Source organism: Winogradskyella sp. PC D3.3 (assembly GCF_054366245.1).
In genome coordinates this window covers 626,971-653,588 of sequence record NZ_CM135962.1, presented here as the reverse complement: position 1 = coordinate 653,588, position 26,618 = coordinate 626,971, and the positions used below count along the sequence as shown (strand labels likewise).

Genomic DNA, 26,618 nt, shown 5'->3' with positions numbered 1-26,618 from the left:
TGATTTTCTGGATTTCTATGTATATATAAAATGAGTTGTTTTAAATAATTTTCATCTTTAATGTGCTTTCTTTTAAATGGTCTTTCAAATAAAGCACCTGTTCTATAATTCTGCTTGTTGTAAGCTTTGGTATAGGCATTAAATAAATTTGAAAAAGCTTGATTAACTTCTTTGGTGTCTGTTGTGACTTCAATAGCAAAATGAAAATGATTATTGAGTAAACAGTAAGCTAGAATGTTAACTTTTGGAATTAGGTATTTCTCAACAAGTTTGAGAAAATAAGACCTATTGTTGTCGTCATGAAAAACAGTTTCACTATTGATACCACGATTATAAATATGATAGTAATTGTCTTTTTTTAGTAATTCCATTGTATTACAAATTTAGTCTTGTTTTGTGAGCGTGAACAAGACCTGCTAGGTTTTTAAAACCTGCTAGGTCAGGTTTGAGTGTGCTCATTTGGTTGCTAAATAATAAGTGTAAAGTACTATTTTATTATTTGAACGTTTAATTTAATAATTCTAGTTTATTACAAATTTTGTCTTGTTTTTGAGGGGATAGGGGCAGACCTGCTAGGTTTTAGCTAACTCATACAGCTCCATATCTAAAGCTTCCTCTCCAATTGGCGTAAACTCGTTAACCAAGGTTTTTATCCACTTAAAATTATTGTTTAAAGCGACCTTCACGCTTGCTAAATTATCTTTATGTGCTATGATTTGAAGTGTTTCTAAGCCTAAATCACCAATAGCGTATTGAGATAGCTGTTTAATCGCTTTAGACATTAAGCCTTGCCCTTCAAAAGGATAACCAATGCAGTAGGCAAATTCTCCTTGTTTTATGTTCCAATCGAGTTCCTTGATGTAAATAAGTCCTGCGAGTTCTCTGGTTTCAGTATGTTTTAATGTGAATAGAAACGTTTCTTTGTTTTTGAACTGTTTCACCATTTTTTCAACAAAGAGTTGAGATAAGGTTGGGTTTAAATTCTGTTCTAAAGTTTTTGGAAAATATAGTTTTAGTCTATCTGCATTTGCGACACAAAAATCACAAATGTTCCATGCGTCTCTTTCATGAATGGGGGTGATTTTAAAACCATTAAATGCCGTTATCATGCTTTCCATTTTTCTATGTTGGAAAGCTCTTTGTTTAATAGGTTTTCATTCTTTAAAAGCTCAACGGTCTTTAGCGTTGCAGCTGTTACACTTAAGGGTAAAACGATGATAACACCAATAACAGGAATGAATAAAAACAACATAAAAACAATACCATTTCCTATAGCAACACCTCTATATTTTCTTACAAATTGAATACTCTCACGATACTTAAAATGACGTTCTAGCGTATAATCCATATTACCGAATCCGGCATAATACGCTTGTACTAAAAACAATATAACTGTAGATGCAATATTTCCAATTAGTGGAATGAAATTCAATAATAAAATGGGTAGTGTAATTAGTAATTCCTTTCCTAAGTTTCTAACGTTAATACGAATACCTCTCCATAATTGTTCTTGAAAAGAGGACGTTCTGTGATTGTGCTTGTCGATGCCTGTTAAGTGTGTTTCAATTTTTTCTGAAACCGGACTCATAAAAGGTGCAGACAAGGCCATAATGATATGCTTATAAAGAATTAAACCAATAGCCACTATCATTATACCACCAATAAAGGTAGAAATGGTAGTAAAGGTTTCTTTGCCCCAATCCCAAACCCATATTTTAGCTATAAAACGCCCCATATTATCAGAAAAACCATAAGCTGATAGTCCAATAATGATAGCCGTAATAATGCTAATAAGTATAGGAATAGCGAAGTATTTCCAAAGTTTTAATTTTGAAATTAAAGCGAAAGTTCCGGTATAGGCTTGTATACCTTTTAATATGTTATTAATCATATTATTGTTTTTAATTGATGATACTTAAAAGACGTTAAAAGGTGTTTTAAGTTACAATAATAGAGAATTAATCTTACTCCGCTTTGTATTCCTTAACGGCGTCAATAAATGCTTTGGCATTCTCTAATGGAATGTTTGGTAAAATGCCATGTCCTAAATTAACGATGTATTTATCTTTCCCGAAGTCGTTAATCATTTGAGTCACCATCTTTTTAATTTCTGCCGGTGGCGAGAATAATCGTGTAGGATCAAAATTACCTTGTAAAGTGATATTCCCTCCGGTGAGGTAACGTGCATTTTTTGCAGAACACGTCCAGTCGATACCTAAAGCAGAAGCTCCAGATTTAGCCATTGTATCTAAGGCAAACCAGCAGCCTTTTCCAAACGCAATAACAGGTGCATCATCCTTTAAGGCATCAATGATTTGTTGTATATATTGCCAAGAAAATTCTTGATAATCTACAGGAGATAACATGCCTCCCCAAGAATCAAAAACTTGTACAGCATTACAACCCGCTTTTACTTTTTCCTTTAAATAGGCGATCGTTGTATCTGTGATTTTCTGCAGTAAACCATGTGCAGCAATCGGATTTGTAAAACAAAACTCTTTAGCTTTATCAAAGTTTTTAGAGCCTTGACCTTGCACACAATAACATAAAATGGTCCAAGGTGAACCCGCAAAACCAATTAACGGAATATCGTCATTTAGCTTTTCTTTGGTCACTTTTATAGCCTCGTAAACGTAGTTTAAAGCCTCTTTTACATCAGGAACAATGACGTTATCGACGTCTTTTTGAGAGCGAATTGGATTTGGTAAGTAAGGCCCAAAATTAGGCTTCATTTGTACCTCAATATTCATCGCTTGTGGAATTACTAAAATATCTGAAAACAGAATCGCAGCATCCATTCCGAATCTACGAATAGGTTGTACCGTAATTTCACTTGCTAATTCTGGTGTTTGGCAACGTGTAAAGAAATCATATTTCGCTTTGATTTCCATAAACTCAGGTAAGTATCTGCCCGCTTGACGCATCATCCAAACTGGTGGACGTTCTACAGTTTCTCCTTTTAATGCTCTTAAAAATAAATCGTTTTTAATGCCTGCGGAAGCAGGTATCTTGTTAATTGAATTGCTCATATTATAAATAACTCAAATTAGAGTCGCTTTTTTATTCAACTTATATTTTGACACCTACAAGGTTTTAGAAACGTTGCAGGATTACTTTATTAGGTTTAAAACTTTCCGTCCTTGTGAATCAAGCTTTAATGCTTGATATGGCAATTTGCTGATTGGAATTGTGGTTAGATTTAGCTTTTAGACCTGCAAGGTTTTAAAAACCTGCTAGGTCTCATTCAATTAAGCATAAAACGCATTCACCAACTCAACAACACTCTCAACCAAAGGAACTTTAGCCACTCTCACCTCTTTAAAGTACTTTTTAGCTTCAGTAGCCGTCGTTTCTCCAATACAAAATGCAATGCCTTTAGCTTCATTTAGTTGTAAAAAACTTTGAACCGTTGATGGACTATAAAACATCACGCCATCCAAATCTCCTTCAACTTTCTTAGCATCAAGCTTAGTTTCGTAGGCTTCAACTTCGTTGACTTTGATGTTGTGTTTAGATAATATATCAGGTATCGTGTCTAATCTTAAATTACTACAGAAATAGGTCACTTCGGTACCATCCATGTATTCAGCCATGTGTTCAGCTAAATCTTTAGCGTACTGCTCGTAATGTTTTACTTTTCCGATACGTTTTTCAACCATTCGCTTTGTCTTTCGACCTACACAATAAATATTTTTGAATTGTAATTCAATAGGTGAAAAATTAGTAAGTAAAGAATCTACAGTATTCTGACTCGTAATGATAACGTTCTCAATTTCATTACGGACGATAGTTTTATTTAATCGGTTAGGATTAATTTTAATATCATCATTACTTTCAGCAACCACTGCTTCATGAAACTTGGCTAACTGATCGTTGGTTAGTTTTTTTGTGGAATAGATATTAGTGATTTTGTCACCTTGGGTTAGTTCGTCAATTAAAACTTTACCACCTTTTCCAATGATATAATTGGCACAGAATTCTGCGACCTCTTCATGTTTGCCTAGAGGTACCACTTTAGTAACTTCTATTTTTTTAGTACCGTCTTTACTTAAAAGAACACCTTTAAAGTTAACCTCTTCTTCTTTATTTATATAACAAATCGCTCCAATTGGTGCAGTACAACCTCCTTCTAAGCGATTTAGAAATTCGCGCTCAATAGACGTACAAATTTGTGTTTCTTCGTGATTAATTTCTGCACAGATTGCTCTAGTGTCCTCGTTAGCTTCTAAAGCTGTAATCATAATAGCTCCTTGTGCTGGTGCTGGAACCATCCAGTGTAGATTAATTGAGTTTTCTGGCGTAATATTTAAACGCCCTAAACCGGCACCTGCAAAAATAGCAGCATCCCAATCGTCGTTTTCTTCTAATTTTTCTAGTCTTGAATTGACGTTACCACGCAAACCAACTATGGTATGTGTTGGGTAGCGGTTTAACCATTGTGCTCGTCGCCTTAAACTTCCTGTGGCTATAATGGCATCTTTAGCAGATAAAAACTCTTCATTGTCTTTAAAAACTAAGGTGTCATTAATATTTCCACGTTTTAGAACTGCCGCTTGAATTATGCCTTTTGGTAGAACCGTTGGAACATCTTTTAGTGAGTGTACCGCAATATCAATATGTCCATTTAGCATGGCAATATCTAAGGTTTTGGTGAAAACCCCGGTAATACCAAGTTCATATAATGGCTTGTCGAGGACCAAATCTCCTGTTGACTTTACTGGAACAAGAACGGTTTTGTGACCTAAATGCTCAAGTTGCGATTGAACGGTTTTTGCTTGCCACATAGCGAGCTGGCTGTCGCGTGTGCCAATGCGAATTATTTTAGACATTATCTGTAGTTTCTAACTGAAATATTTTTTTGATGAGCTCTATGCTTTCATCAGAAGAGTTACTATCTTCTCTAAGGTGGTGTGCAAATTGATTGGTGATTTTTTGAATGATATTATTACTAATCAATTCTGCTTGATCTTCATTAAAATCAGCAATTTTCTTGCGTTGTGTATTAAGTTCGGAGATTTTAAAATCTGTTAACTTATGTTTTATGGCTTGAATGGTTGGAACAAATTTTAAAGTGTCTAACCAAGCATTAAATTCTTCTGTAATTTCTGAGATTATGGCTTCTGCAGCTGGAATAAATGCTTTACGATTTTCTAAAGTATCATCTGTAATTTTAGCTAAATCATCCATATGTATCAATGTGATGTTAGTGTGTTCTCTAACGTCTTCGTTTACATTCTTTGGAATCGATAAATCTAAAACCAACAATGGTTTTTTAGTAGAAATTAAGCTTTTATAAACTGTTGGGTTTTGTGCTCCTGTTGCTACAATAACAATGTCTGAAGCATTAATTTCATCTTCTAGTTTCTCGTAATCTTTAACGATGAGGTTAAATTTACCAGCAACTTCTTCAGCTTTATCTTTAGTTCTGTTTATTAAAGTGATATGTGAATTTTTAGTGTGTTTTACCAAATTTTCACAAGTGTTTCTTCCTATTTTTCCAGTTCCGAAGAGTAAAATATTCTTTTCAGAAATGTTCTTAACATTCTTCATGATGTATTGAACAGAGGCAAAAGAGACCGAAGTGGCACCAGATGATAATTGTGTTTCGTTTTTAATGCGTTTGCTTGCTTGAATAACAGAATTCACTAAACGCTCGGTAAATGAATTTAATAATCCAACTTTTTTTGAAGCTCTCGCTCCAGCTTTAAGTTGAAAAATAATCTCAAAATCCCCTAAAATCTGACTATCTAAACCAGAACCAACCCGAAACATGTGGTTAATGGCTTCTTTGTTTTTGTGAACATAAGCGACTTTTTGGAATTCTTCAACGGTGCCTTTTGTGTTATTACATAACAGTTGAATCAATTGATAGGGATGCTCCGCGAAACCATACAGCTCTGTACGGTTACAAGTGGAAACCACCAAAACACTTTTTATGCCGTTTTGTTTAGCTTGTTCTAATACATTTTGTTTGGCGGTATCACTTAAACTAAAATGACCACGCACTTCCGCATCAGCTTTTTTATAGCTGAGACCTATAGCGTAAAAATATTTGCTTTTATGTTGCATGTGTTGCGTTCGCTCGTTTACCTGACTTTGGAAAGTAACAGCACAAATGTAAATTTGATATTTAAATAAAAACAACGCTAAAGGAACTTAAAGTGTCGATTCTGGTTTTTTGGCTTAGTTTTTTACAAAAACATGATAAATGTCATATTTTTGTAGTGAAATCAAGGGCTTTTTGGTCTTTTGTTTAGAACGAATCTAAATAAGAATGAAATGAATTTAGAAAATACTAACTCAAAAAGTATCGCTAAAGGTACTTTTGAAGAAACGCGTATTGAAGATGGTTTTTTTGTGCTAACGCATAAAAATGAGAATGATACGGTTGAAGTGCTTGAGCGCGACATTGATAGTAGTTATATTCAGTTTCATTTTTGTACTAAAGGAACGGCTGCGTTTGTTTTTAATCAAGGGAATTATACCTTGAATATTGATGAGGAAACGTCTTTGCTGCTTTATAATCCACAGCGCGATCTACCTATTCACTTAGAATTAAAACCCCATTCTTGGTTGGTGTCTTTAGTGATCTCCATTAAAAAATTTCATGGTTTATTTTCTGAAGATGCCAATTATGTCACCTTTTTAACAGATGATAATAAGGGGAAGAAGTATTATAAAGACGGAAAAATTTCGCCTTCAATGGCTGTGGTTTTGAATCAGCTCATCAGTTTTAACCTTAACAATTCCATTAAACCCTTATATTTTAAAGGTAAAGCTTATGAATTATTGAGTCTGTTTTTTAACCGAAGTGAAGATGCCGATATTGAACAATGTCCGTTTTTAGTGGATGAGGTCAATGTGGCCAAATTAAAAAAAGCAAAAGACATTATGATAGCAAATATGGCTGAACCACCAAGTTTGCAAGAATTGGCAGATGAAATAGACCTTAGTTTAAAAAAATTAAAAGAAGGTTTTAAACAGATTTATGGCGACTCGGTTTTTAGCTTTTTGTTTGATTATAAAATGGAAGTCGCACGTAAACTTTTAGAATCTGGCGATTATAATGTAAACGAAGTTGGACTAAAAGTAGGTTACAGCACAGGAAGCCATTTTATTGCGGCTTTTAAGAAGAAATTTGGGACGACGCCTAAGAAGTATGTTTTGGCTTCTAGTTAAGCTATTTTAATTCAAAAACTTCCTTCAAAAGGAATATTCTAAAGACACCATAAATATGCGCCCCAAAAGCTGGTTTTGAAATTTTGAACTTGAAAAATCTGAGATTTCAAATCTCTCATATGTTGAATTATTCAATAGATTATTTGCATGAAATGAGAAATTCCAATTTTTACCTTTCGGATTATACCTAAACTTAAAATCCAAAAAATGTGCTGTATTTAGAGAGCTATCTATATTCGGATTAAAAAAGGCAGAATTTAAACTGTATATCATTCTGTTTTTAGACTTAAATATTAATTTTGAATTATTATTTATTGTTCTAAAAACATTAATATTATTATCAAACTTACTCTCAGTATAGTTATATGAAAATTCATTTCCAAAATTAAGGGGGAAATCAAAACTTGTATTGAACTCTATACTTGTATTAAAACTAAACAACTCATTACTTCTTAGATTAGATGAATTAACTAAATTGAAATATTGATTATAATTGCCACTTAATCTAACTTTTATATTAGAAGAAATTGCATTTAAATATTTTCTAAGTGAAAAGTTTGTAGATAGATTTTTACTTTTCTCTGAGAGGTAGAAATTCCTGATAAAAATATTCTCTGAGTCAAAACTTAAGTCTTGAAAATAGTCACCGACAACTTCTGAATATTGTATTCCGCTAGATACGACAAGTTGCTTAAATATATTATTGTTAGCATAATATAGACCTAGGCTAAAATTTTCTTGAAGATCTAAAGTTGGGGAATTTAATATCAGTGTTCTATTATCGATTAGAACTTGGTTAATAAACGAATTTTGTATATCTAAAGGTGATTTAGAATAGCTCGTATTTAAGGATAAAGTTCTTTTTTCGCCTAATGTATAGACAACCGCTAATGAGGGGTTAATTATAAAGTTTTGTTGATTTGAAAACCCTGTGAGACGTTGTTCAAGAAATTCAAACCTGTTTTTTATTGAAAATCGCCACTGGTTGTATTCTACGACGCAGTATGATTGGTTTGAGAAGCTAACATTTGCACGATCTAGGTCATTTACTGAGTTATTGCTTAAATCGACTGTATTTAATAAACTTGAGTTGTAGTCATTATTATTTATATAAAATTCAAGCTGTGTACCATATTTCCATTTACCAATTTTACCAATTAAACGGCTATCAAAGCTAAGGTAATCTTTAGAAAATTCACTAAACTGATTGATTCTTTCAGATTGATTAACTGGACTTTGCATATTCAGATTCATACTTTGAGGTAGCTTATTCTTTGAATAATGAATACGTGATTGAAAAACAGTGCTATCATTTAACTTATATGTGTATTCTAACAAGTTTTTGAAGAAATTATTTCTCGAATTTAAATTAATAATAAAATTGTCATTATTAGAATTAGTTTTTCTATAATCATCAGAATTCTCGTTTTGAATTTTTGAAATAAATGATAACATAGACCTCTTATTTAAGCGGTATTTTATATCGATATCCCCTCTATAATATTTTGGTTTATTTGTAAATGTAGTATTATCAAAAATAGATGTGACTGCGCCACTTTCTGAATCAAAAAGTACTTGTTCAGAAAAGTTTCTACCACTTACTTCATCCTTTAAATAGTAACCATTTAACTTTATCTTAAGGTTTTTATTCAAAGGAATAAGCGAATTAAAGTTTCCAAAATATTGATTATTTATATTTCCTCTTTCAGTTCCAAAGCTTGAGTTAGAACTCAAGGAACTTAAAACGGAATATGCTAAATAATTTTCTTCTCGTCGTTGTTCACTAGTTTTTATACCATTTTCAAAAACGAAAGGACTGTTATTAACTCCAACATTATTGCTCGTAAGTGTGAAGAAACTCTTCTGCTTTTTATTAATAGTCAATAAAGAAGCACTTAAACCTCTTGCAAATTCATTATCGTTTAATAAACCTAAGCCCAATTCTCCTGTACCTGAAAAATCAGTTTTATTTTCCTTTAAAACGAGATTTAACGATACCTTACCACCAGAGGAAATACCCTTAAGTAGTTCGTTCTCTTCATAATTATCGATAGCTTCTACTGCTTTTATGATATCTACATTTATGTTTTTAGTGGCCAAAGTATAATTACTACCAAATAAATTATCACCATCTAAAGTTATTGTTTCTATTTCTTTACCTTTATATTTTACTGTACCATTTCTTTCATTTACATCTATCTCTGGCAATTTTTTGAGTAAATCTTTTACTTTACGCTCAGTACCATCAATGTATTCTGAAGCTACATAACCTATTGTGTCTTTTTTTTGGTAGAATTTCTTTTTGACATTTATAATAACTGTGTCCAATGAATAAATACTGTCCTTTGTTAAAAAAAACTCAACATTAAGATGCTTACTTTTTGATGGATTTACAAACAGAATTGATTCAGTTTTAAAACCATTAACATTACAATATACTTTTAAAGTATCGTAAGATTTTTTCAATTTTAATTGAAAAGAATCCGTATATACTATTCTAAATTCTTGAATTTGGTTTGAGCTCCCTGATTTAGTAATTATGTTAGCGGATACACCATTAGGTTTGTTATGAATTACACCTTTAATTAGCTGTGAATAACTTTTGTTTACAGCCAAAAAAAATAATAGCCCAATCAGGACTATATTATTAAATTTGAAACAAGACATCAATCTACTCTTATAACTCCCATACCAATATTTTCTAATTGGTCAGTGAATTTGATAACAATAGGGCCTTCATCATCATCGCTATTAACAACAGATTTTGAAGATTTTAATCTTTTAATTAAAGTTTCTTTTGTTATACTTTTGTACTTATCTAAAGTTAAAACTTTTTCTTCTGAAAAAGGGTTTTCTAGACTGGCATCTTTACTTTTGTTGAGGTTAATATTTACGGCCTCTAATTTATAATAACCATCTGTACTTTCTACTTTTAAGATCATACCAGGTAACCCCTTGAATTTGTATGGGCCATCTGGAAATGGAAGCTTTGAAGTGAAATAAGCTACATATGTTCTGCCTCTAAAATTTGTGAAAGCTTTTTGACAATTATATCCTAATACACTTACAGAATCTTTATTGGTTACTATATCCCAATTGAAATCTATATCGGATTCATCTGTAATGGCACGAGAAGTGATTAAAATTCTATTTGTGAAAAGCTCATTATTTGCTAAATCTTTATATACAATTTTGTCGGTAGAGTAAACTGTATTTGTTGAGGATAATTTATAGGCTGTAATATTTTGCTTTTTGCTATACCATTTTTTTTCTAAACTAGACGCGTTAACATATTTCTTTATGTTGTTTGATATTTTGGGTTTGTAAATAGATTTTTCATCGAAATTATCGAGAACATAAACTTCTTTCTCACTAGACTCTTTATTGTCCCTATTAATTTCAGAGAGATACTCAATACTTATCCCATTTTGCGCAAATGCGAAGGAACTAAAAAGTATAATTAAATATTTCATATAATATAATTTTAATAAAAGAAATAGCCTGTTATAAATATCAAGACTATTTCTTTTTTTATTCATTTTACAATTCTTCTATTACCTATTGTACCCAGGATTTAATTCATCCAATCTTCTCGATAATACTCTTTCACATCTATCCGCTGCTCTTTCTTCACCGCAAAGAAAACAACCTACAGTAGTTGTGTATTTGATACCTCCTCTTATTTCTGAGCATGTTGCAGTTGCAAAATCTAACGTTTCTATACCACCTATCTTATTGAAGTCCAAAGTAGAATAATTAATAATATTGACTTTTTCTTTTATGTCATTACTTTCTATTGAAGTAAATGACATTAGGCTTAACGCGCAAATTAGCACAACAATTGGATATAAATTTTTCATCATATATAATTTTTAATAAATTTCTTCTGGATTAACTCGATCTATTCTTCTTGAAAGAACCCTCGCGCATCTATCGGCAGCTTGCTGTGGATTACATAAAAAACACCCAACTTCTGCTTCGTAGGTAACACTACCTCTTGTTTCTGTACAAAACGCTCTAGCAAAATCAAAATCGATAATATCTCCATTGATATTAAATTCTAAATTGGTTAGCTCAAGAACATTTTCTTTGTCGTTAGAACTTTCTGTCTTTTCAGCAGCATATGAAAACATTACTGAAAATAATAATAAAAAGAAAACACTTTTTTTCATAAATTTTAAAGATTTTAACCCTAATTAAAAGGTTAGATTAACAAATAAATTTTATGCAAAGAAATTTAGCAAAGTATGCAAAGAGGGAATTTAGCAAAGTGTGCAAAGAAAAATAAACCAACGTCGGTTTTTGGTATCAATACCTGTCCAAAAACTACTTAAATGCCTTTGCTTTACATTCGTGTAACTATCTGAACATTACAAATATAGAAAAAAAAAACTGAAAAAACAAAATTATTGCAAAAATCATATTCGTTATAGATCCTATTAATCCTAGAAAGTACGGTTTTTTCACACTAAAATTTTGTTAAAGTTTTAGGTTAATGTATTAATTTTTAAAAATTATTGGTGATAATAAACAAAAACATAATGGCAATGTATCATTAAAAATAAAAATAGATTAACTAAGATTATGTAGTCTTTATATATAACTAATATCTAGACTTGATAGTTATATTTCATTCCGACGCACTTACGTTATCTTCATTAATTAATATTCTTGTTTTAATAATCATAATACCCATCACCTCCAGTTGGCGTAACACGTTGTCTATCCTTGTAAATCGCTAGATTAAGAATTTCAGTATATTGCTCTTCTAATTCTTTGGTTTTATCTACTACTGTACCATAATTCTCAGATTTAGAATAGTAATCTACAACCAATTGCTTAGGGTCTTTTGGCTTAATAAATGAAATGTAATGTAAGGCTTCAACCTTTCCGGAATACTCATCATCCTTATCTATTTTAAAGAAATACATTACGGCATTTTTACCTTTGTCGGTCACAAAATCGCGCTTAAAAAGAAAGGCAATAGAATCTTTTTCTTTTTCATAATTAGCGTCCGATAAAAGTTTCGATTTGGCAAATTGTTGTTGATTAATACCGATAGATTTTAGTTTACCTAATAATTTAGAAGCATCTAATTCTTCTAAAAGTAAATATTGGTTTTCTTCATCATTAACAAGCTTTTCAGTAAGTTGAGCAGGAATTGTTTCTTTGGCCTTCGTTAATAATACATAATATTTTACCAAGGCATTTATATCATCTACATTAAGTAATTTTGAAAAGAAATCTTTAGCTGTACGTTCTTCTCTATAAGGAAAAATGAGTCGAACATAGGTCGCCAAATTGTGAGAATACGAATTGTAACCGTAATTATTATAGCTTCCTAAATTTCGCTTAATCTCCATTTTAGCATCATTTATCAACTGATTTTTATATTTTTTATATGTTTTTTGCTTTACTAATCCGCTGTCTTTTAGTTTAGCTAATAAAGTGTAAAGTGGTTGTTTGTATTCTTGTATGGTGCTGTACTCTAGTATTTTAGGAAATAAAGAGGCTTTTAGTTCTAAAGAGTCTTTGCGATTATAATTGTAAAACATGCTGCCCACACTTCCTAAGGGTAAATCGCGCTCCATTAATTCTAAAGCAATGGTATAGGCTTCTTTAGTGTTAGAATCTAACAAGCCTTCTAAAATAGAGGTTTGGGTTTGAGGATCGCAATAACTATCGTGATACAATTGCTTTATAAAAGGCAGATTGTTCTTTAAGTCGATTTCAATAAGTTGTTCTACGAGATACGATTTGATGTCTAAGCGCTCTTTATCAAATTCAAAATCCTTCAGAATAGAAACAATGTCTTTACTATTGTGTTTCTTAAATTTAATAAGGCCATAAGATTCTAAAACAATACTGTCTTTTGCTCGTAAGGCTTCAAAAAATTGTTTGGTTTTATCGGTTAACACATTTTTACCTAAAAGGGTGTCTTTTGGTGTAAATGACTCGTAAAATTCGGTTACAAATTTTGAAGGACCGCTTATAGAATCTACTAAAGTTTTTAATTCGAAAAGGACTCCTTCCTTCAGAATATTTTTAACCAAGACTTGTTTTGCGCTTGAAGAATCTGTGTAGCTAAAACTATTGATGTAAATGTTATCATCAGTTTTATAGGACTTACGATTGGCGATATGGAATGCTTTTTCGGCTCTATAATAACGTGCTCTATAATTTACTTTCGCTTCTAAATCTTTCCACAAACTATCTGCATTATGAAACATTTGTAAATCGTGAAACTTAGTTCGAGATACGGCTATTTGCTCATTGGCATCTGTAGAATAAACAGTTTCGTTAATGGTTTGTTCATAATCTTTAGCTTTTTTACCACCGTTGTAATTATAATTATACGGATTTGGTAAAGGGGCTTTTCCGTTTGTATTTACAGAAAAATGTAAAGAGGTGTCTATCACTTTTTCAAACCCTTTGTAATCTGTTTTATTGAACTTAAACGATTTAAAATATGCCGATTTATCAGCTTCATTGGTGCCCACATAACCTAACAAATAATAACTGCCATCTTTTACAATGGTTTTTAAATAGAGCCTTTTGTTAGTGTCGGTATCTAAAATGGCGTTAGATTCATAGGTTTTGTAATCGCCAGCTTTAAAACCACCTTCAGCTTCAGTAAGCTTGTAGTTTTTGTATAAGGCATGGTGAAAATACTTCGCTTCAAAACTATCTTCTTCAATATAAGTTATGTCATTTAATACAGCTTCTTCAAGAAAATAATAAGCGTCATTTTTATAACCTTCTACTAACTTTTTACCATAGTTATGCATGTTGCTAGAGGTGTAATACTCTGGGAAATTAACTTGAAATTTTTTCTCTGGCGACACAAATAATTGTGTGGCGTTTGAAGGGCGTTTTAAAACTATAGAATTGAATATTTTTTCTTCATGTTTTAAGACAAAATCACTGCGGCCCGCAAATTTTATAATTATAATTTCTAAAGGTGTTTCATAAATATGGTACTTCTGAAATTCTCCTTTTTTGGTTTTATTAACGATACTGATGCCAGGATAAGGTTGGGTTAATTCCTCTTTTTTAATGATGTCTCCAGGAATGTCTTCATATAATAGATGATCGATCTCTTTAAGGCTAATGTTTTCTTTTTCGTTAGGTAAATAGGTAAAACGGCTAATTCTATTGATGGTTAAATAGGCACCATTTGTCATATCTGGATCTAGATAATATTTTTGTCCACCATAAGAAAACTCTCTAAGCTTATCATACGTGTTAATGCTTAAAAATCCATCTGGAGTGCTGTGATTTTTTAGTTCAGGAGCTACGAAGAGGCTGTCGAGTTTTGTTTTTTCTATTTTACTGTATTCGGTTTGTTCTGATGTTAACGCTTTAACAGTATATCCGCGTTGACGCAACATATTAATCATACCGTGTTCTCCTGGTAAATGTGCAGCTCCTACACCAGCAAATACAGATTTTGTTGGCATGAGTTTTTCTAAAGCGATCACCATATTCTCGTTTCGGATATAGAGCATGTTTTCTCTAAAGAATTCAGTATTTACTCCAGCTCCAATGGAATCAAGTAGGTCTAAGTTTCTATCGCGATATAAGTTTTCTTGAATTAAATACGCATTCTCTTTGGCGTATAGTTTTTGTAACCAAGGAGCCAATTCTTTCTTATTGGCATTATAAGCGGCTTTTGTAGTTAAATATCTAGATTCTTCTAAATCCTCTAAAGCATATATTTTTTTGTTATTTTTCTTTCCAGCTTGGAAAATAAACATGTCTAAGTACGTTTCTTCTTCAAAATTATCTGAAGCGCTACTCTTTCTGTATAAATAGGCGTTTACAGCATTGTTATCCATACGCACGGAACCTCTGATTGCCATTTCTTCAGGATGCGTTAACTTAAAAAGGTTGGTATAGAAATCGTCATTATAATTAGTGTAGGCAGCCATTTGACCAAGCATCATTTCATAATTAAATTCAGGCCAAGTGGTAGGGTCTGATTCTAGAGCAATACAGTCACTTTTATCTAAAGCTTTATAAAAGACATCGTCTAGTCTAAACGCTACTTTTTTGCTGACGTGCATGGTGCCATAGAGGTACGACGGTTTTTCTAATCCGTTTCCTGTAATTTTCCAAAGTAAACTCTGATATTGTTGTTGTGAAAAGGCTGTTATGGTAAATAAAAATAAAAATAGTGATAGGTGTTTTTTCATGTGTTTGTATTTATTGACATTCTAATTGTCACATGTTGTTTGTTATTGATCATTGCTTTAAATGATGCTATTTTAAACAAATTCCTTTCGTAATAAAATTTAATCAAGGCTTGTAAAGATATTTAAATCCTTTAAACAGATTTATATAAATAGTTAAACTCGATTAAAAACACGTAATAAAACTATTTATAAGGTATCTATAACTTAAAAGTATATAAAATATTTTAAGATAGTAGGATAAATAAAACCAATGCAAACCCTTATATAGTTTTGCAATTAGTATCGTACTTTTGTAGTTGAAAACGTAAAGCATGTCAAAAGGAATTTTATTAGTCAATTTGGGCTCTCCAGACAGTCCTAAACCTAAAGATGTTAAGCGATATCTTGGTGAGTTTTTAATGGACGAACGCGTTATTGATGTGCCACTATGGGCGCGTACGCTTTTGGTAAAAGGGATTATTTTAAATACCAGACCTAAAGCATCTGCAGCAGCGTATCAAAAAATATGGTGGGAAGAAGGTTCTCCGTTAATTGTACTTTCGGAACGCCTTCAAGAAAAAGTGCAGCAAAGAGTAGATTACCCTGTGGCTTTGGCTATGCGCTATGGCAGCATGACGATTAAAAAGGGGTTACAAGAATTGGTTGATAAAGGCTGTACTGAAATAAAGACTATTCCGCTATATCCACAATTTGCAATGGCAACAACTGAAACGATTGATGTCAAAGTAGATGAGTTGGTCGCTGAGCATTTTCCAGAAGTAAAAATTACACGAACGCCAGCATTTTACAATCGTGAAGATTATATCAATGTATTGTCTAAAAGCATTGGTGAAACCTTGAATGATTTGGATTATGAGCATATCCTTTTTAGTTATCACGGAGTTCCTGAAAGACATATTCGCAAAAGTGATATTACCAATGGCAACTGCCAAATGAATGGCAAATGCTGTTTTAAAATGGGGAGCAAGCAACACGAATTTTGTTACCGTCATCAGTGCGAAATTACTACTGTAAATGTGGCTAAAAAATTAGGTTTAAAAAATGGAACCTATTCTACGACGTTTCAATCGAGACTTGGTTTTGATCCATGGTTAAAACCTTATACCGATCGTACTATTGAAAGAATGGGTAAGGCTGGTATTAAAAAAATGGCCATTGTAACACCCGCTTTTGTAAGCGATTGTTTAGAAACTTTGGAAGAAATTGCGATGGAAGGAGAAGAAATTTTCCACGAAATGGGAGGAGAAGAATTTACAGTTATTCCTTGCCTTAATGAGCGCGACGATTTTGCTGACGTGCTTACCAATATCGTAGAGGAATGGGTAACTGCTAAAACCAAAGCCGTGTAATGGCAAATGTATCGTCACAAGATCTAGGAAATGAACCGATAGGTAAATTGCTTATTAGGCAAGCCGTACCAGCATCAATTGGTATTTTGGTGATGTCGCTTAATATCTTAGTCGATACGATTTTTGTGGGGAATTGGATTGGTTCCACAGCCATTGCGGCGATTAATGTGGTGTTGCCCGTGTCTTTTTTTATTGCTGCACTTGGAATGGCTATTGGTATCGGTGGGGCGTCTATCATTTCTAGAGCCTTAGGTGCCGATAATGCTGTTAAAGCACTTAAAACCTTTGGAAACCAGTTAACCTTAACATTATTGTTTACGGTGACCTTTGCCGTATGTGGGCTTTATTTTGTAGATACATTAATTCCTGCTTTTGGAGGTAAAGGCAATATTTTTGAGCCTGCAAAAGTATATTATGAAATCATTTTATACGGTGTTCCTATTCTCGGATTTGTGATGATGGGAAATACGGTCATTAGAGCAGAAGGAAAGCCGAAATTTGCAATGTATGCGATGCTGATTCCTTCTGTAGGAAACTTGGTTTTAGATTACGTCTTTATTAGTGTTTTAGATTACGGAATGGCAGGAGCAGCATGGGCGACAACAGGGTCTTATATCGCCGCATTTTTGTTTATTTTTTGGTATTTTTTATCCGATAAATCCGAATTAAAAATCAATTTTTCACATTTTAAATTACAGAAGTCTATTGTCTCTGAAATAGCCTCATTGGGTTTTGTGACTTTGGCACGACAAGCCGTTGTAAGTATCACCTTTTTATTGGTTAATAATGCCCTTTACAACTTTGGTGGTGAAACCTCAGTTACAGCTTATGCTATTGTTGGTAGGATGATGATGTTTGTATTATTTCCGGTCTTTGGAATCACACAGGGCTTTATTCCTATCGCTGGTTTTAATTATGGTGCAAAAAAATATGAGCGGGTTAAAGAATCCATTTATACAGCTATAAAGTATGCTTCTATTTTGGGAACTATAGTCTTTGCTGGTTTAATGTTTTTTCCTGAAATTATCACAAAATGGTTTACATCAGACCTTGCTGTTATTAGAGAAACCCCAAATAATATGAGGTGGGCCTTTGCTGCAGTTCCAGTTTTAGCATTGCAACTTATAGGCGCAGCTTATTTTCAGGCGGTAGGTAAGGCCTTACCAGCTTTATTACTCACGTTGACGAGACAAGCTATTTTCTTTATTCCATTACTCTATATTTTACCATTATATTTTGGAGAATTAGGAGTTTGGATGTCGTTTCCTATTTCCGATGTATTATCAACCATTGTAACAGGTTATTTTTTGAATAGAGAGATTAAAAAAACATTAATAGATAAACGTTAACTCTATGGAATATTATAATTATATAAAATCGCTACATCTCATTTTTGTGATTACCTGGTTTGCGGGCTTGTTCTATATTCCAAGATTATTTGTCTATCAAATAGAAGCTTTTCATAAGCCATCTCCAGAAAAAGAAATTTTAGGTAAACAGTTAAAATTAATGGCCAAACGCCTTTGGTTTATCATCACTTGGCCTTCTGCAATTTTAGCAACACTATTTGCAGTTTGGTTACTAATTTTAATGCCGAGTTGGTTGCAACAAAGTTGGATGCATGTGAAATTGTTATTTGTACTTCTGTTGTTTATCTATCATTTTAAAACGCACATGTATTTTAAACAACTTCAAAATGATGAGGTTAAGGTTACATCTAGTTTTATGCGCATTTGGAATGAAGGCGCTACTTTTATCCTATTTGCCGTGGTTTTTTTAGTCATTCTAAAAAGTTCTATCAATTGGATTTTTGGCGTACTAGGCATTATTGTATTAGGAATATTATTAATGTTAGGTTTTAAGCTTTATAAACATATTCGTTCTAAAAATCCAGACGCTTAATCAACTAGTTAAGCGCTAAATTTTGAGGTTTTATGAATTTGAAATTTACGAATGCTGACTTTGGATTGATTATTGCTATCTTTAAAACTTAGAATTCAGTATTAAAATAGACCCATTTTCATGGCATTTCTATGATTAAAAAACGCTTATCCTTAAGAGCTCGTATAAATTTAGCCATGATACTATTGGTGCTTGTGGCATCCGTTTTAATCGCAGCAGTAACTATTTATCAATATAGTGAAGAAGCTAAGGAATATCACACAGAGCGCTTAGAGCGTAAAGAAAAAGCCATTAAACAAAGTATTAATTTTGTTATTGGAGAAACCACATATCCTGTTACTACTGAGAATATTCCTTTAATTTTTAAAGATGAAATATTTGAAATTGATGCCATTCATAATTTACAAATTAACCTCTACGATTTAGAGGGGCAACTATTAAAAAGCTCAAAACGAACCATTCTAAGAGATTCTTCGGATTTCTGTTTAGATGCTGAAATATTAAATACCTTATCTAACACATTAGAGCATCGTTATGTTGTGAAGAATAAAGTGGCCGGACAAACGTTTCAATCCTCTTATTCTTATATTATGGATGAAAAGTTTAAGACACTAGCCATATTAAACTTACCTTATTTAGAGAATGATGATTTTTTTAATAAAGAACTAAAGGAATTCTTAATGCGCTTGGCTTATGCATATTTAGTATTAATTTTAGTGGCTATAGTCATTGCTTATTTTATCTCTAAATACATCACCAAATCACTGAGAACCATTAGTGATAAAATGAATGAAACGCGACTAGAAAAGCGCAATAAGAAAATACAGATTGAATCTTCTAGTGAAGAAATAGAAACACTTGTCAATTCTTATAATAGCATGATTGATGAGCTCGAAGCTAGTGCTGTAGTTTTAGCAACCAATGAACGCGAACAAGCTTGGCGCGAAATGGCAAAACAGGTTGCACACGAGATTAAAAACCCATTAACACCAATGCGATTGACAGTGCAAAGTTTTCAGCGTAAATTTAATCCTGAAGACGAAAAAATATACGAAAAAGTAGAAGAATATAGTAACACGTTAATCCAACAAATAGATACCATGAGCTCTATAGCTTCTGCATTTTCAAATTTTGCGAAAATGCCAGCTCAAAAAAGTGAAAATCTTAATGTAGTGCATATTGTAAAGATGGCACTCGATATTTTTAATGAAGACTACATTGAGTTCTATCCAGAAGCAGAAGTAATTACCGCTAAATTTGATAGAACACAATTAATACGAGTGGTGACTAATTTGGTGAAAAATGGAATTCAAGCTATTCCTGATACTACTGAATCTCCAAAAATAAAAGTCCGTGTCTTTAGCGAAGGTCAAAATGTAAATATTACAATTGAGGATAATGGTTCGGGGATTAATGAAGACACTAAGAGCCAAATATTTGAACCAAAATTCACCACTAAATCGAGTGGAATGGGCTTAGGTTTAGCTATGGTAAAAAACATTGTAGAAACTTATAATGGAAGTATTACCTTTACCACGGAACTAGGAAAAGGCACAATTTTTACTGTAAATTTTCCTAAAAATCAAAGTCCTGAACAGTCAGGAAACGCAACGTAAATAAGCTAAAATTAATGCTGAAGCTTAATTATTTGCAAAAAGAACTATAGAAAATAATAACGAGATTCTCAATTTTATGAGAACGAAAAATAATTTTTCAATGAACTACGAAAATATACTATCAGAACATTCAAACGGAATTACAATCATTACCATCAACAGACCAAAGAAGTTGAATGCCTTGAATAAAGCTACGATTCAAGAATTACATGATGCTTTTGAAGCTGCTGATACGGATGTAAATACTAAAGTTATAATTGTCACGGGTAGCGGAGAAAAAGCTTTTGTAGCAGGTGCAGATATTAGTGAATTTGCAGATTTTAGCGTCGAAGAGGGAGGTCAATTGGCGGCACAAGGTCAGGCCTTATTATTCGATTTTGTTCAGCATTTAAGCACACCTGTAATTGCTGCAGTTAATGGTTTTGCGCTTGGAGGAGGTTTAGAATTAGCAATGGCTTGTCATTTTAGACTGGCGAGCGATAATGCAAAAATGGGATTGCCAGAGGTTTCTCTTGGGGTGATTCCTGGTTATGGAGGTACACAGCGTTTACCACAATTAGTAGGTAAAGGAAGAGCTATGGAAATGGTAATGACAGCAGGTATGATAGATGCTAATCAGGCCTTAAGTTACGGGTTGGTGAATCATGTTGTTGCTCAAGATGAATTGCTTCCATTGGCAGAAAAGATTGCGAGTAAGATTATGCGAAATTCTTCTGTAGCTATAGCTGAAGCTATAAGAGCAATTAATGCCAATTACGAAGATGGTGTTAATGGTTTTGAGGTAGAAATAGAAGCTTTTGGTAATTGTTTTGGTACCGAAGATTTTGTAGAAGGTACGACGGCTTTTTTAGAGAAGCGTAAGGCGGATTTTCCTGGGAAGTAACCATACGAAATAAACGACTATTATTAGCATATGACCTCTGTTAGCTGACAATCATTGATTGTCAATTAGCAGAGGTTTTTATTTTCTAATCATTCACTTTAACAAAATGTACGGTTTTACCGTAATGGGTCTCTCTGTTATTTCTATTTCTTTATTTTTAGAGAATGAAAAAGTATTTATTTTTCTTATTAACCATATTCGTTTTTATTTCTTGTAAACAAGACGTATATATTAACGAAGAGCCACCTCTACCTAAAGAGGTGGATTCTTTGTTTAGTGTAGCTCACAATAATGCCCTATCTGTAAAAACTAGAAAAGATGCCATTAATAATATTGAAAATTATCTAAATCAACGAGAAAATGATTCTACTAAGAGAAGAAATTTTCTAAAAGTTGCTAATAGATATTTTAGTATAAATGATTATAATTCTTATTATGAAAGTGCTAAAATAGCTAACGAATTAGCCATAAAAGCACAAGATACTTTCATTACTGCTCGGAGCTATATGTATCTCGGGAAATATTTTTTACATCTAAACAAAAAGGATAGTGCTTTTTACTATAGTTATAAGGCCTCAACTTTACTCTCTATTATTAAAGATACTAAAACGCAGAGGAGCGCCCTTTTAAATTTGTCTATAATCTTACGGTCAGTAAAGGATTATACGAAAAGTGAGAAATATGTAATTGAAGCACTAGAAGTAGTGGAAAGTGATAATAATTATTTATCTAAATATGGGGTTTATAATACGTTGGGTAAATTATTTACTGAGACCCGAAAATATGATTTAGCTTTTGATTACCACAATAAAGCGCATAATGTAACAGATCGTTTTAATGAAAAGCAAAAAAACTATCAATTAAGATTAAAGGCTCAATCGTTATTAAATATTGGTATTTTAAAAATGGAGCAAGGCCTTTATAAGGAAGCCGAAACCTATTTTGAGCAAACAGATAACCTAGGTGTGCTTTCTAAGCAGAACCCTTTTAATTATGCTTATTTATTAGAGAATTGGGCCTATAATAGGCATAAATTAAAAAAAAATAAAGTGATGCCGCTTTTTAATAAAGCGTTGCGCGTACACGACAGTGTAAATTCGCCGTCTCGTAGTACGGGAGAGTTGCTTTTGGCGAAGTATTATAAGGATATAAAAAATAATGATTCGGCTTTTTATTTTGCACAAAAGGCATACTATACCACTAAGAAAAATGGACAATTAGGAGAGGAGCTGAAAGCCTTACATTTAATAGCACACCGACGTATTATCTGTTTTCTCCTAATGGTAAGCTCATAGAAAAGTGGTCGGGATTTCAGCAAGGTTATTACGATGATACCCAAAGTAAAATAGAAAATCTTATTGGTATTAAATAATATGCTTTAGCTATTCCATTTTTTTTGACTTTAACATAGATTACGGTTTTACCGTAATAGCACCTCTTTTTTTTATATTAAATTCACAATTACAATAGGTTGCAACTTAAGTGCTGTAAATATTTTTGGTGGTAACCAATATATTTTTAAACAAAAACGAGGGTATAGTTACATATTTTATAAAAGCAGATAGTTGAAATATAATCGAGAAAGCCGCTATAAGTAAAGTGCTGTCACAAATTTTCTAAAACCAGAATATACAGTGTTTAGTTTTTGTGTAAAATACTTGAAATAAGGTTTTCAACTAACAACATAATTTATATAAATCCAAATAAACAATTTAAACTTAAAATCATGAAAACAAGATTATTTATTATTGCATTTTTTCTCTTTAATTCTATCCTATTCGCTCAATCTAAATTTACATTAGGCTTTGATCTTAGTGAGCAGTTTATGCAAAAGGATGCGGGACTAAACATTGAAGGTTTGTTAGGTTACAACTTAAATTCTGATATAACTCTGGTTCTAAGTGCGTCCAATGCAACAATGGAAAATAAGGATTTAGACTTAAAGTATAAACTAGACAAATATGCATTTCAAGTAAACTATGATTTCGGAAAGTCTGAAAGTTCTAAGTTTGAATCTATTTTTGGGTTGTCTTACGTTAATTTTGATAAGAAGCTAGAACTTGAAGACGATAATGGATTAGGGATTGATTTAGGTGTTCAAGTCTTATTTGGTTTAAAAAGTAAACTGCATTATGGCCTTAGGGTAGTTTCAACTTACAGCAGTATTGCTCCTGGTGGCATATTAAATGCAGGAGTAATTTTTAAATACAACTTATAGAGTTGTAGTTGGTTCGCTTTAATGTAAATGCTTTTCTTCAAAATTTATTATTAGTCCTTATGAAACGTTTAATCTACATCTTATTAGCAGCTTTATTAGCCGTTACAGTGGTATCATTGATATTTTGGTTAATAACAGGAGAGATTAATGTTGTTGCTTCAATACTAGGAGCAATGGTTGTTGTTCTATTATCAATTAAAGCCTCAAAAGATAAAAACTTTTAGAGCTATTGTAATAGACAAAATAGCCTCTATTATTTTAAATCTAAACTCTGGATTTGTCCATCGACAGATTCAGAGTTTTATTATTAGTAAAAGTTATAGATCTCAATAGGTCGTCTTACATGAGTATCTACTTTTAGTGCTCTAAATAATGCACATTCTGGTATTTAAGCTGGTATTTCTAGTTTTGAGTAAAACACCAAAGTAATAGTGTTAGATACAAAAACTAATACGGTTTTGGATACCATAGTTAATTAAGTTAAAACTACAACCTGTAGCCACGTTCAGCCGTTTTTCATACTAATTTTAGGGTATGATACATCCCAAATCCACAATTAAAGGTAGAGGCGCACAACAAAACACACATAATCGTTTTTTTGAGTTGTCTTACGAAATGCGTGATGATTTTCTAGAGTTTTGCCATAAAGAAGGTGAAACTGTAGATAAAAACAAAACTCAATATCTTAATGTATTTCCAAAGACGATTGTCAATAAAGTAGCGAGTCCAGATGTTGGTATGGCCTATTCTATGAATATGTACCAAGGTTGCGAACATGGTTGTATTTATTGTTACGCACGGAATTCGCACGAATTTTGGGGTTACAGTGCGGGTCTAGATTTTGAACGTCGTATTTTGGTTAAAAAAGACGCAGCAAAGCTTTTAGAAGTACACCTGAAAAGGAAAAGCTGGAAGGCATACCCAATTATTATGTCTGGCAATACCGATTGTTACCAACCTGCCGAAAAGCAATTTGAGATAACAAGAGAATGTTTAAAGGTGTTTTTAAAATATAAACATCCTGTTGGTATCATTACCAAGAATGCTTTAATCTTAAGAGATTTAGATTTGCTAAAAGCCTTAGCTAAAGATAACTTAATATCAGTAAATGTTTCTATAACATCACTATCGGAAGACACTAGACGAGTTTTAGAACCAAGAACAGCAACGATTAAAAAACGACTTCAAGTTGTAAAGGAGTTGAGTGATAGTGGTATTCCTGTAAATGTGATGTTGGCACCCATAATTCCGTCGATTAATAGTCATGAAATTCTGCCAATGGCGAAAGTAGTATCAGAAGCAGGGGCTTTAAGTATTGCACATACTATTGTAAGATTAAATGGGGCAATTGGAGAAATTTTTAGCGATTGGATAAAAAAAACAATGCCAGACAGAGCTGATAAAGTATTGCGTCAAATTGAAAATTGCCATGGAGGTACTTTAAACGAAAGTCGCTACGGAGTTAGAATGCGTGGTGAAGGACAAATTGCACAACAAATCAATGATTTAGTGAGGCTGGCAAGATTAAAATATTTTAAAAATAAGGCTATACCACAATTAAATACAACACTTTATGAGCTGAATAAAAATAGGCAAATGAAACTGTTTTAAACAAAAAAAAGTGGGCTCTCTACTGCCCACTTTTAACTAAATAAACTAATAAATAAACAATAATCTAAATTTTAAAATTTTCAACAAATACACGACCATTTGCTCTAATAATTGCAGTGTAGTTACCTCTAAGGTTTTGGTCTAATTTGTAGATTCGGTTTATAATCTCATCTCCTTTTACTTTTTCAGTATGGATAAGGTCATTTTCAAAATACAACTCAACAACCATTTCGTTAGTGTCAATGGCTAATTTTGAAATAAAAAGTTTAGAATCTTCAGATCTAAATACAGGCTTAAAGATTTTTTTATTTGAAGTCTCTAAAAAAGTAACGCTATTACCTTTAACTTGGATTGAGTTAATATCAATTTCAAAGTCTTTGTTTACTTCAACAGTATAAATACCATCTTTTAATTGTGAAAAATCATAAAGGTTTTTCATGCTTCCGTTATAATTGATGCGGCCGCTATAAACAACTTGTCCATGAGCATCAGATACTGAAATAAAATCACCTTTGCTAAGTATCTTAGAAGAAGGTGTATCTTTTAATGTTGTATTGGCGTAGCCTGTGTATGTTCCTAACACGACAGCTAATACTAAAATATTTTTAAAGAATGTTTTCATAATTTTTAATTTTAATCGTTTTTGCGAGAGCGATGCTCTCAACTATAAACGTTTTGATACTGCAAAGTTATGGTGGTTTTGTATGGTACAAAACAACCATTTTGGCACATTTGTATGCAAAATTAACCTTAAGGATTTAATGTGTAATTTTATGGGTTAAAATAGCATATATTAATGTTAATCTTCTATAGGTTTATTGCTTGTGATTGAGCTAAGTGTTTGATTACTTGCGTGTCATAAGGAATTATCACATAGTGTAGTTTAGCACCTTAGTCAGGGTTAAGTTGTATTGTTTTTTTTGTATTGAGAGGTGTCTCTAGATTGAAATGCATATTATAGAGGGATACAGTTGTTTTAAACAAAAAAAAGTGGACCAATCAAGATCCACTTTTAAAATAAATACGTCTATTTATATTTTGAAGTTTTCGATGAATACTCTGTCGTTAGATCTAACAAGAGCAGTATAATCTCCATTAATACTATGGTCTAGTTTGTAAACTCTATTTAATATTTCGCTTCCTTTTATGGTTTCAGAATGGATTAATTCATTATTAAAATAGAGTTCTATTTCCATTTCTGAAGTATCTAAAGCTAATTTTGAAATCAATAGTTTATTTTTTTCAACTCTAAAAACGGGTTTAAAAATCTTTTCGCTTTTAGTTTTTATAAAATTAACGCTGTTGTTTTTAACCTCTACCGTAGTAATGTCAATTTCAAAATCTTTATTAACTTCAATAATATATATACCGTCTTGTAATTGTGAAAAATCATAAAGACGACTAATGTTACCGTTAAAATTAATAAGACCACTAAATACTATTTTTCCTGAAGCATTAGTAACAGAAATGGAGTTTCCTTTTTTTACATTATTAAAAGTTGGTATAACTTCTAATGTTGCATTGGCGTAGCTTGTACATGTTCCTAACATTACAGCTAATACTAAAATGGTTTTAAATAATGTTTTCATAATGTTTCATTTTTTTATTGCAACTGAAATTGAAAATTTGCGCTTTATGATTTGCTATTACAATAATGGTATGCGA

General features: G+C 32.2%; 22 protein-coding genes. 10 read left to right on the top strand and 12 right to left on the bottom strand.

Annotation, left to right across the window (positions count from 1 at the left end):
• Window positions 1-572: 572 nt before the first annotated feature.
• The 5 genes from ACXGSQ_RS02840 to hemA form a co-directional block, all read right to left on the bottom strand.
• The gene (locus ACXGSQ_RS02840) at window positions 573-1,109 is read right to left on the bottom strand and encodes a GNAT family N-acetyltransferase (protein WP_458628133.1); all 537 of its coding nucleotides are present in this window, start codon (window positions 1,107-1,109) and stop codon (window positions 573-575) included.
• Window positions 1,106-1,891 carry an EI24 domain-containing protein gene (locus ACXGSQ_RS02835; RefSeq protein WP_458628132.1) on the bottom strand — a complete coding sequence of 262 codons (786 nt, stop codon included), beginning with the start codon at window positions 1,889-1,891 and terminating at the stop codon, window positions 1,106-1,108. Before ACXGSQ_RS02835 ends, ACXGSQ_RS02840 begins: the two co-directional genes overlap by 4 nt.
• A 73-nt stretch (window positions 1,892-1,964) precedes the next feature.
• On the bottom strand, window positions 1,965-3,029 hold the full coding sequence (gene hemE, locus ACXGSQ_RS02830; protein ID WP_458628131.1) for a uroporphyrinogen decarboxylase: 1,065 nt from the start codon (window positions 3,027-3,029) through the stop codon (window positions 1,965-1,967).
• A gap of 219 nt (window positions 3,030-3,248) precedes the next feature.
• Window positions 3,249-4,829, bottom strand: coding sequence for a hydroxymethylbilane synthase (gene hemC, locus ACXGSQ_RS02825; RefSeq protein WP_458628130.1), 1,581 nt, complete (start codon window positions 4,827-4,829; stop codon window positions 3,249-3,251).
• Window positions 4,822-6,069 (bottom strand): glutamyl-tRNA reductase, encoded by a 1,248-nt coding sequence (gene hemA, locus ACXGSQ_RS02820; RefSeq protein ID WP_458628129.1) that lies wholly within the window; start codon window positions 6,067-6,069, stop codon window positions 4,822-4,824. Before hemA ends, hemC begins: the two co-directional genes overlap by 8 nt.
• A gap of 210 nt (window positions 6,070-6,279) precedes the next feature.
• On the opposite strand from hemA, the gene ACXGSQ_RS02815 reads away from it, so the two are divergent.
• Complete coding sequence (locus ACXGSQ_RS02815) at window positions 6,280-7,179, top strand: helix-turn-helix transcriptional regulator (protein ID WP_458628128.1); 900 nt, start codon at window positions 6,280-6,282, stop codon at window positions 7,177-7,179.
• 24 nt (window positions 7,180-7,203) lie between these two features.
• On the opposite strand, the gene ACXGSQ_RS02810 is transcribed toward ACXGSQ_RS02815, so the two are convergent.
• From ACXGSQ_RS02810 to ACXGSQ_RS02790, 5 genes are all read right to left on the bottom strand, one after another.
• On the bottom strand, window positions 7,204-9,645 hold the full coding sequence (locus ACXGSQ_RS02810; RefSeq protein WP_458628127.1) for a TonB-dependent receptor: 2,442 nt from the start codon (window positions 9,643-9,645) through the stop codon (window positions 7,204-7,206).
• Between the two features lie 200 nt (window positions 9,646-9,845).
• A complete protein-coding gene (locus ACXGSQ_RS02805) occupies window positions 9,846-10,652 on the bottom strand; it encodes a GLPGLI family protein (RefSeq protein ID WP_092446077.1) in 807 nt (268 codons plus the stop codon).
• Window positions 10,653-10,733: 81 nt separating this feature from the next.
• A complete protein-coding gene (locus ACXGSQ_RS02800; RefSeq protein WP_458628126.1) occupies window positions 10,734-11,042 on the bottom strand; it encodes a hypothetical protein in 309 nt (102 codons plus the stop codon).
• Between the two features lie 9 nt (window positions 11,043-11,051).
• Window positions 11,052-11,351 carry a hypothetical protein gene (locus ACXGSQ_RS02795; protein ID WP_092446081.1) on the bottom strand — a complete coding sequence of 100 codons (300 nt, stop codon included), beginning with the start codon at window positions 11,349-11,351 and terminating at the stop codon, window positions 11,052-11,054.
• Between the two features lie 504 nt (window positions 11,352-11,855).
• A complete protein-coding gene (locus tag ACXGSQ_RS02790) occupies window positions 11,856-15,374 on the bottom strand; it encodes a TraB/GumN family protein (RefSeq protein WP_458628125.1) in 3,519 nt (1,172 codons plus the stop codon).
• A gap of 311 nt (window positions 15,375-15,685) precedes the next feature.
• On the opposite strand from ACXGSQ_RS02790, the gene hemH reads away from it, so the two are divergent.
• From hemH to ACXGSQ_RS02745, 9 genes are all read left to right on the top strand, one after another.
• Entirely contained in the window at window positions 15,686-16,723 is a 1,038-nt protein-coding gene (hemH, locus tag ACXGSQ_RS02785; protein WP_458628124.1) for a ferrochelatase, read from the top strand.
• Complete coding sequence (locus ACXGSQ_RS02780; RefSeq protein WP_458628123.1) at window positions 16,723-18,072, top strand: MATE family efflux transporter; 1,350 nt, start codon at window positions 16,723-16,725, stop codon at window positions 18,070-18,072. The genes hemH and ACXGSQ_RS02780 overlap by 1 nt, the downstream gene beginning before the upstream one ends.
• A gap of 4 nt (window positions 18,073-18,076) precedes the next feature.
• On the top strand, window positions 18,077-18,625 hold the full coding sequence (locus ACXGSQ_RS02775) for a CopD family protein (RefSeq protein ID WP_458628122.1): 549 nt from the start codon (window positions 18,077-18,079) through the stop codon (window positions 18,623-18,625).
• A gap of 131 nt (window positions 18,626-18,756) precedes the next feature.
• Entirely contained in the window at window positions 18,757-20,241 is a 1,485-nt protein-coding gene (locus ACXGSQ_RS02770) for a sensor histidine kinase (RefSeq protein ID WP_458628121.1), read from the top strand.
• 100 nt (window positions 20,242-20,341) lie between these two features.
• On the top strand, window positions 20,342-21,124 hold the full coding sequence (locus ACXGSQ_RS02765; RefSeq protein WP_458628120.1) for an enoyl-CoA hydratase/isomerase family protein: 783 nt from the start codon (window positions 20,342-20,344) through the stop codon (window positions 21,122-21,124).
• A 164-nt stretch (window positions 21,125-21,288) separates the two neighbouring features.
• A complete protein-coding gene (locus ACXGSQ_RS02760; protein ID WP_458628119.1) occupies window positions 21,289-22,419 on the top strand; it encodes a tetratricopeptide repeat protein in 1,131 nt (376 codons plus the stop codon).
• A gap of 431 nt (window positions 22,420-22,850) precedes the next feature.
• On the top strand, window positions 22,851-23,342 hold the full coding sequence (locus tag ACXGSQ_RS02755; RefSeq protein WP_458628118.1) for a hypothetical protein: 492 nt from the start codon (window positions 22,851-22,853) through the stop codon (window positions 23,340-23,342).
• Window positions 23,343-23,401: 59 nt separating this feature from the next.
• A complete protein-coding gene (locus ACXGSQ_RS02750) occupies window positions 23,402-23,566 on the top strand; it encodes a hypothetical protein (RefSeq protein WP_458628117.1) in 165 nt (54 codons plus the stop codon).
• 310 nt (window positions 23,567-23,876) lie between these two features.
• Entirely contained in the window at window positions 23,877-24,953 is a 1,077-nt protein-coding gene (locus tag ACXGSQ_RS02745) for a PA0069 family radical SAM protein (protein ID WP_458628116.1), read from the top strand.
• A 64-nt stretch (window positions 24,954-25,017) separates the two neighbouring features.
• On the opposite strand, the gene ACXGSQ_RS02740 is transcribed toward ACXGSQ_RS02745, so the two are convergent.
• Together ACXGSQ_RS02740 and ACXGSQ_RS02735 are read right to left on the bottom strand one after the other, a co-directional pair.
• Window positions 25,018-25,575 (bottom strand): hypothetical protein, encoded by a 558-nt coding sequence (locus ACXGSQ_RS02740; RefSeq protein WP_458628115.1) that lies wholly within the window; start codon window positions 25,573-25,575, stop codon window positions 25,018-25,020.
• A gap of 409 nt (window positions 25,576-25,984) precedes the next feature.
• Entirely contained in the window at window positions 25,985-26,542 is a 558-nt protein-coding gene (locus ACXGSQ_RS02735) for a hypothetical protein (RefSeq protein WP_458628114.1), read from the bottom strand.
• Between the last annotated feature and the right edge of the window lie 76 nt (window positions 26,543-26,618).